The organism is Bradyrhizobium sp. SUTN9-2, assembly GCF_003122645.1.
Classification (GTDB): Bacteria; Pseudomonadota; Alphaproteobacteria; order Rhizobiales; family Xanthobacteraceae; genus Bradyrhizobium; species Bradyrhizobium yuanmingense.
In genome coordinates, this window is the sequence record NZ_LAXE01000001.1 from 1287110 (window position 1) to 1293814 (window position 6705).

Genomic DNA, 6705 nt, shown 5'->3' on the forward strand with positions numbered 1-6705 from the left:
CCCCTCATCAAATGAGTTGCGTACCTCAAAACACCTCTGCTAGCCTTCAGCCATGGCCGAGACCTTGACCCCGACTGTGCTGACGCTGAAGGACATCGCCCGCGAGGCCGGTGTCAGCCTCGCCACGGTCGATCGCGTGCTGCACAACCGGCCGGGGGTCCGCCCGGATACGGTCCGGCGCGTCAAGGACGCCATTGCGCGCAATTCGTTCCAGCCGCATGTGGCGGCCGCCGAGCTCGCGCGCGGCCGGGCCCGCCGCTTCGCCTTCGTGATGCCGTCGGGCTCGAACCCGTTCATGCAGCAGATCCAGTCCTATCTGGGCGAGATGGCGGGCTGGCTGTCGGCCCGCCGCCTCAATGTCGAGATGATCGCAACGGACGTGTTCGAGCCCGCCGCGCTCGCGGCCTCGCTCGAGGCGCTGTCCGGCGACTATGACGGCGTCGCCGTGGTGGCGCTGGACCATCCGAGCGTCCGCGCCGCCATCAATGACCTCGTCGATGCCGGCGCCAAGGTCGTGACGCTGGTCTCGGATGTGCCGTCCTCGCGCCGCCACCATTATGTCGGCATCGACAACATCGCCGCGGGCCGCACCGCCGGCGCGCTGGTCGGGCGCCTGGTCGGCCAGAGGTCCGGCAAGGTCGCGATCATCGCGGGCTCGCAGGGCCTGCGCGACCATGCCGAGCGCATCTTCGGCTTCAACCAGGTGATGGCGACGGAATTCCCCGATCTCAGCGTGCTGCCGGTGCTGGAAGGGCGCGATGAAGATGATCGTTCGGAGCAGCTGCTGGCGCGGCTGCTCGGCAAGCATGGCGACATCGTCGGTCTCTACAACGTCGGCGCCGGCACGCAGGGCGTCGCCAAAGCGCTGAACGGCAAGGCGTTGAACGACAAGGCCTCTGGCGCGGCCGGGCGTGACAAGCAGGTGGTGTTCGTCGGACACGACGTCACCGCGCTGACGCGCCGCTTGCTACTGCAGGGCGTGATGGATGCCGCGATCTCGCAGAACCCCGGACATGAAGCGCGCGCGGCCGTCCGCGTGCTGCTCGCGCTCGCCCGCGGCGAGCCGATCTTGAGTGAACAGGAGAAGATCCGGATCGACATCGTGATGCGAGACAATCTGCCCTAGCGGCAGGTGAACTTGGAAACGGGACCGCCAGCGGGGAAAAGCGACGCAAGATCGCTCTCCCGAGGCAGGCGAAAGGGAGGACGATTTGTATCTCGGGATCGACATCGGCACGTCCGGTGTGAAAGCGGTGCTCGTGAGCGAAGCCGGCGCGGTGACCGCGACCGCGGCGCGCGAGCTTGCGCTGTCGCACCCGGCGCCGCTGTGGTCCGAGCAGGACCCCGACGCCTGGGTCGATGCGGCCGTCGGCGCCGTCGACGATCTCGCCGCGCGCCATCCGCGCGAGGTTGCGCAGGTGCGCGGCATCGGGCTGTCGGGTCAGATGCACGGCGCGACGCTGCTTGGCGAGGACGGCCGGCCGCTGCGTCCGGCCATCCTCTGGAACGACGGCCGCTCGCAGGCCGAATGCGCCGCGCTGGAGCGGCGCTGTCCTTCGCTGCACGCGATTGCCGGCAATCTCGCGATGCCAGGCTTCACCGCGCCGAAGCTGCTCTGGGTGGCACGGCACGAGCCGAAGATCTTCGACCGCGTGACAAAGGTGCTGCTGCCGAAGGCCTATGTCCGCTATCGCCTCACCGGCGAGATGGTCGAGGACATGTCGGACGCGTCAGGCACGCTGTGGCTCGACGTCGGCCTGCGGCGCTGGTCCGCGCTGCTGCTGCATGCCACCGGGCTCGATCTGCACCACATGCCGCGCCTCGTCGAGGGCAGTGCGGTGAGCGCGGTGCTCGCGCCTGAATACGCGCAGCGCTGGGGCATGGCGAAAAATGTCGTGGTCGCGGGCGGCGCCGGCGACAATGCGGCCAGCGCGATCGGGCTCGGCGCCATCGCGCCCGGCGATGCCTTCCTGTCGCTGGGAACGTCGGGTGTCCTGTTCCGCGTCACCGATCGCTTCGCCCCCGCGCCGGCTTCAGCGGTGCATGCCTTCTGCCACGCGCTGCCCGGCCTCTGGCACCAGATGGGCGTGATGCTGTCGGCCGCAGCTTCGCTCGCCTGGCTGGCCGGCGTGATGGAGACGCCGGCCGCAGCGCTCCTGGCGCCGCTCGGCGAGCGCGTCGATGCACCTGGCACGGTCCAGTTCCTGCCTTATCTCGACGGCGAGCGCACGCCGCACAACGATGCCGCCGCCAGCGGCGCTTTCGTCGGTCTGCGCGGCGCGACCGGGCGTTCAGAGATCGTGCAGGCTGTGCTCGAAGGCGTCGCCTTTGCCGCGCGCGACAATCTGGCGGCGCTGAGCACAGCCAGCGGGCCGATCGGCGAGGTCGATCTCGTCGGCGGCGGCTCGCGCTCGCCGCTATGGGCGCAGATCTGCGCCGACGTGCTCGGCATGCCCATCCACCGCGTCGAGGAAGGCGAGGTCGGCGCCGCGCTCGGCGCTGCGCGGCTCGGCCGGCTCGCTGCGACCGGCGAGAACCCCGCGGACGTCTGCACGCGCCCGCGCAGGCTTGCAAGCTTCACACCCCGCCCGTCCGTCGCTGCGGCCTATGACGAGGCCTATCGGCGATGGCGCGCGCTTTATCCCGCATTGAAGGAGCCTTAAGTGAACGCGCCAGCCAAATTCTTCGATGCAAGTGCACCCGTCGCCTTCGGCGGCAAGGAGGCCGAAGGCGCGCCCGCCTTCCGCTGGTACGACAAGGACCGCCTGGTGCATGGCCGCCGGCTTGAGGATCACTTGCGCTTTGCGGTTTGCTATTGGCATTCGTTCTGCTGGCCGGGCGGCGATCCGTTCGGCGGCGAGACCTTCTTGCGGCCTTGGCACCACGGCACCGACGCGATGGCGATGGCGCGCGCCAAGGCCGATGCCGCCTTCGAGCTGTTCCGCCTGCTGGACGTCCCCTTCTTCACCTTCCACGACGTCGATGCGGCGCCGGAAGGCGCCTCCCTCGCCGAGTCCGTCGCCAACCTCAATGCCATCGCCGATCTGTTCGAGCAGAAGATGGCATCGAGCAAGGTCCGCCTGCTCTGGGGCACTGCGAACCTGTTCACGCACCGCCGCTACATGGCGGGCGCGGCCACCAATCCGGACCCTGACATCTTCACCTATGCCGCCGGCCAGGTCCGTGCTGCACTGGAGGTGACTCACCGGCTCGGTGGGCAGAACTACGTGCTGTGGGGCGGACGCGAGGGCTACGAGACGCTGCTCAACACCGATCTCAAGCGCGAGCTCGACCAGCTCGGCCGCTTCGTCTCGCTCGTCGTCGAGCACAAGCACAAAATCGGCTTCAAGGGCCCGCTGCTGATCGAGCCGAAGCCGAAGGAGCCGACCAAGCATCAATATGATTTCGACGTCGCCACCTGCTACGGCTTCCTCGAACGCTACGACCTGCTCAAGGACGTCAAGCTCAACATCGAGCAGAACCACGCCATCCTCGCCGGTCACTCCTTCCATCATGAGGTCGCGCTGGCCGAGGCGCTCGGCGTGTTCGGCTCGCTCGACATCAACCGGGGCGACGATCTGCTCGGCTGGGACACCGACCAGTTCGCGATGAACGTGCCGGAGCTGGCGCTGGTGTTCCACGAGATCCTGAACCGCGGCGGCTTCACCACGGGTGGACTCAATTTCGATGCCAAGATCCGCCGCCAGTCGATCGATCCCGATGATCTCATCCATGCCCATGTCGGCTCGATGGATGCCTGTGCGCGGGCCTTCCTCGCCGCCGCCGACATGCTCGACGCCGGCACGCTGAGTGCGCCGCTCGCAAAGCGCTACGAGGGCTGGGCCAGCCCGGAGGGCCGCGCCATTCTCGGCGGCCAGCGTTCGCTCGCCGATCTCGCCGACCGTGCGATGTCTCCCGGCTTCGATCCGCAGCCGCGCTCGGGCCGGCAGGAATATCTGGAATCCCTGGTCAACCGCTATGTCTGAGGAAACGCCGCTGATGACGAAGACTGACGCGACACCGGTGCTCGAGCTCACCGGCATCGGCAAGGAGTTCGGCGCGATCCGCGCGCTGCACGATGTCGATATGCAGGTCTGGCCCGGCGAAGTGGTCGGCCTGATGGGTGACAACGGCGCCGGCAAGTCGACGCTGGTGAAGATCATCGCCGGCAATTTCCGCCCCACGCATGGCGAGATGCGCTTTGCCGGCAGCGCGGTGCATTTCAACCGGCCGGTCGATGCCCGCGCCGTCGGCATCGAGGTCGTCTACCAGGACCTCGCGCTCGCCGACAATCTCACGGCGGCCGCCAACGTCTTTCTCGGCCGCGAGCTGAAGCGCAGGTTCGGACCCATTGCCTTGCTCGACCACAAGGCGATGGCGTCGCGCGCGCTCGAGCTGTTCGGCGAGCTGCGCTCGGAGACGCGACCCGACGATCTCGTCAGACAGATGTCGGGCGGCCAGCGCCAGGCGGTCGCGATCGCGCGCACCCGGCTGTCCAATGCGCGGCTGGTGATGATGGACGAGCCGACCGCCGCGATCTCGGTGCGCCAGGTCGAGCAGGTGCTCGGCCTGATCCACCGGCTCAAGGAGCAGGGCGTCGCCGTGATGCTGATCTCGCACCGCATGCCCGACGTGTTCGCCGTATGCGACCGCGTCGTCGTCATGCGGCGCGGCGAGAAGCGCGCCGACAAGTCGATTCACCAGACCTCCCCCGAGGAGGTCACCGCCCTCATCACCGGTGCGAAGGAGGCGGCGTGATGGCCATGCCCTTGGAATCCCCGATCAGCTTCACCAATGTCGGCAAGATCAGGTGGTGGCAGCGCGGCATCTTCGCCTCGCAGACCGGCTACGTCCTGCTCGCGCTGGCGGTGCTGCTGGTGATCATGCATTTCGCCAGCCCCTACTTCTTCACCCAGGGCAACATGCAGAACGTGGCGAAGAACTTTTCCTTCATCGCCATCGCGACGCTCGGCGTCACCTTCGTGATCATCACCGGCGGCATCGACCTGTCGGTGGGATCGATGATGTGCTTCTCCGCCATGATCACCTCGATGGTGATGACCGAGCTGTCGGCGCCCGGCTCGCCGCTGGTGCACATGGCGGCCGACGGCAAGACCGTGCTCGCCAATGTTCCGGGGCTGATCCTGCTTGTCTCGATCCTCGCCGGCCTCGGCGCCGCGCTGATTGCCGGCCTCGTTAACGGCTTCTGCATCGCCGTGCTCGGCCTGTCACCCTTCGTCACCACGCTCGGCATGCTCTCGATCGTGCGCGGGCTCGGCTATGTCGTCTCCAACGGACGCGGCAGCTTCCCGGGCGGGCCGGACGCTGACTATTTCTATGCGCTCACGTCCGGTGACGTGCTCGGCGTGCCGGCGCCGTTCATCTATCTCGTGATCCTGGCGCTGACCATGGCCGTGGTGCTGCACCACACCTCGTTCGGCCGCCACGTCTTCGCGCTCGGCGGCAACGAGAAGGCGGCCGAGCTCACCGGCATTCCGGTGGTGCGGGTGAAGATCGAGGTCTACGTGATCTGCGCGCTCGCCGCGGGCCTGCAGGGCATCATCATCTCCGGCTGGCTCGGATCGGCGCCGGCCAACATGGCGATGTCCTACGAGCTCAACGTGATCGCGGCGGCCGTGATCGGCGGTGCCAATCTCGCCGGCGGCATCGGCGGCCCGCTCGGGGCCATCGTCGGCTGCGTGCTGCTGGAGGTGATCCGCAACGGCCTCGTGCTGGCCCAGGTCTCCTCGTACTGGCAGCAGACGTTGGTCGGCGTGATTATCATTCTGGCTGTGCTGGTCGACCGCGTCCGCTCGCGGATGACCTGACATGACGACATCTCGGGAAGGCAAGGAAAACGTCGCCTATCCGCTTCCCGGGGGCTTTCGAGGGGATAGGCACCAACAAGAGTGGAGGAGACAATGAGGAAACTGCTTCTTGCCGGCATCGCGGTTGCGATGATGGCGACGCCGGCATTTGCTGCGAACTACCGCTTCGTCATCGTGCCGAAGGCGATGAACAATCCGTTCTTCGATTTTTCGCGCGACGGCTGCCTGAAGCGCGCCAAGGAGCTCGGCAACATCGAGTGCATCTACAAGGGACCGGTCGAGCATGAGCCGGCGAACCAGGCCCAGATCATCCAGGACTTCATCACGCAGAAGGTCGACGGTCTCGCCATCTCGGTCGCGGACGTCGCGGCCATGACCAAGTCGATCGAGGCGGCGACCGCCGCCGGCATTCCGGTCATCACCTTCGATGCCGACGCGCCGGGCTCCAAGCGCATCGCCTATATCGGCACCAACAACAAGGAGTTCGGCCTGGCCCTGGGCAAGGAATTGCTGAAATTGCGGCCTGACGGCGGCAAATACGCGATGGTCTCCGGCGGTCCCGGCGCAAAGAACCTGGCCGAGCGTGTCGACGGCGTGCGCGAGGCGCTGAAGGGCTCGAAATGGACCGAGGTCGCGGGTTCGCCGAGCTTCTGCAACGACGATCCCGCGCTCGCGGTCCAGCAGATGACGGACATGCGCACCGCAACGCCGGATCTCGCCGCCATCGTTCCGATCGGCGGCTGGCCGATGTTCGCGCCCGAAGGTTTCAAGGCCTTCGCCAGCAGGAACAAGAAGGACATCGATTCCGGCAAGTTCACGCTGGTCGTCGCCGATACGCTGAAGATGCAGCTCGAGCTGCTGCGTGACGGCTATGCCA

Annotated in this window: 6 protein-coding genes; all 6 read left to right on the forward strand. The window is 67.2% G+C overall.

All coding sequences use genetic code 11. The features are described from left to right. Positions 1-52 precede the first annotated feature (52 nt). Positions 53-1126 (forward strand): LacI family DNA-binding transcriptional regulator, encoded by a 1074-nt coding sequence (locus tag XF30_RS06035; protein WP_109142191.1) that lies wholly within the window; start codon positions 53-55, stop codon positions 1124-1126. Positions 1127-1211: 85 nt separating this feature from the next. Continuing rightward, a complete protein-coding gene (gene xylB / locus XF30_RS06040) occupies positions 1212-2663 on the forward strand; it encodes a xylulokinase (protein ID WP_109142192.1) in 1452 nt (483 codons plus the stop codon). Beyond that, on the forward strand, positions 2664-3986 hold the full coding sequence (xylA, locus tag XF30_RS06045) for a xylose isomerase (protein ID WP_057028438.1): 1323 nt from the start codon (positions 2664-2666) through the stop codon (positions 3984-3986). A 13-nt stretch (positions 3987-3999) separates the two neighbouring features. Next, entirely contained in the window at positions 4000-4758 is a 759-nt protein-coding gene (locus XF30_RS06050; protein WP_109145592.1) for an ATP-binding cassette domain-containing protein, read from the forward strand. After that, positions 4758-5828, forward strand: a complete 1071-nt coding sequence (locus XF30_RS06055) for an ABC transporter permease (RefSeq protein WP_192893049.1) — start codon at positions 4758-4760, stop codon at positions 5826-5828. Before XF30_RS06050 ends, XF30_RS06055 begins: the two co-directional genes overlap by 1 nt. A gap of 93 nt (positions 5829-5921) precedes the next feature. After that, positions 5922-6705, forward strand: a 784-nt coding sequence (locus XF30_RS06060; RefSeq protein WP_192893050.1) for a sugar-binding protein, incomplete at its 3' end; no start/stop codon positions are given.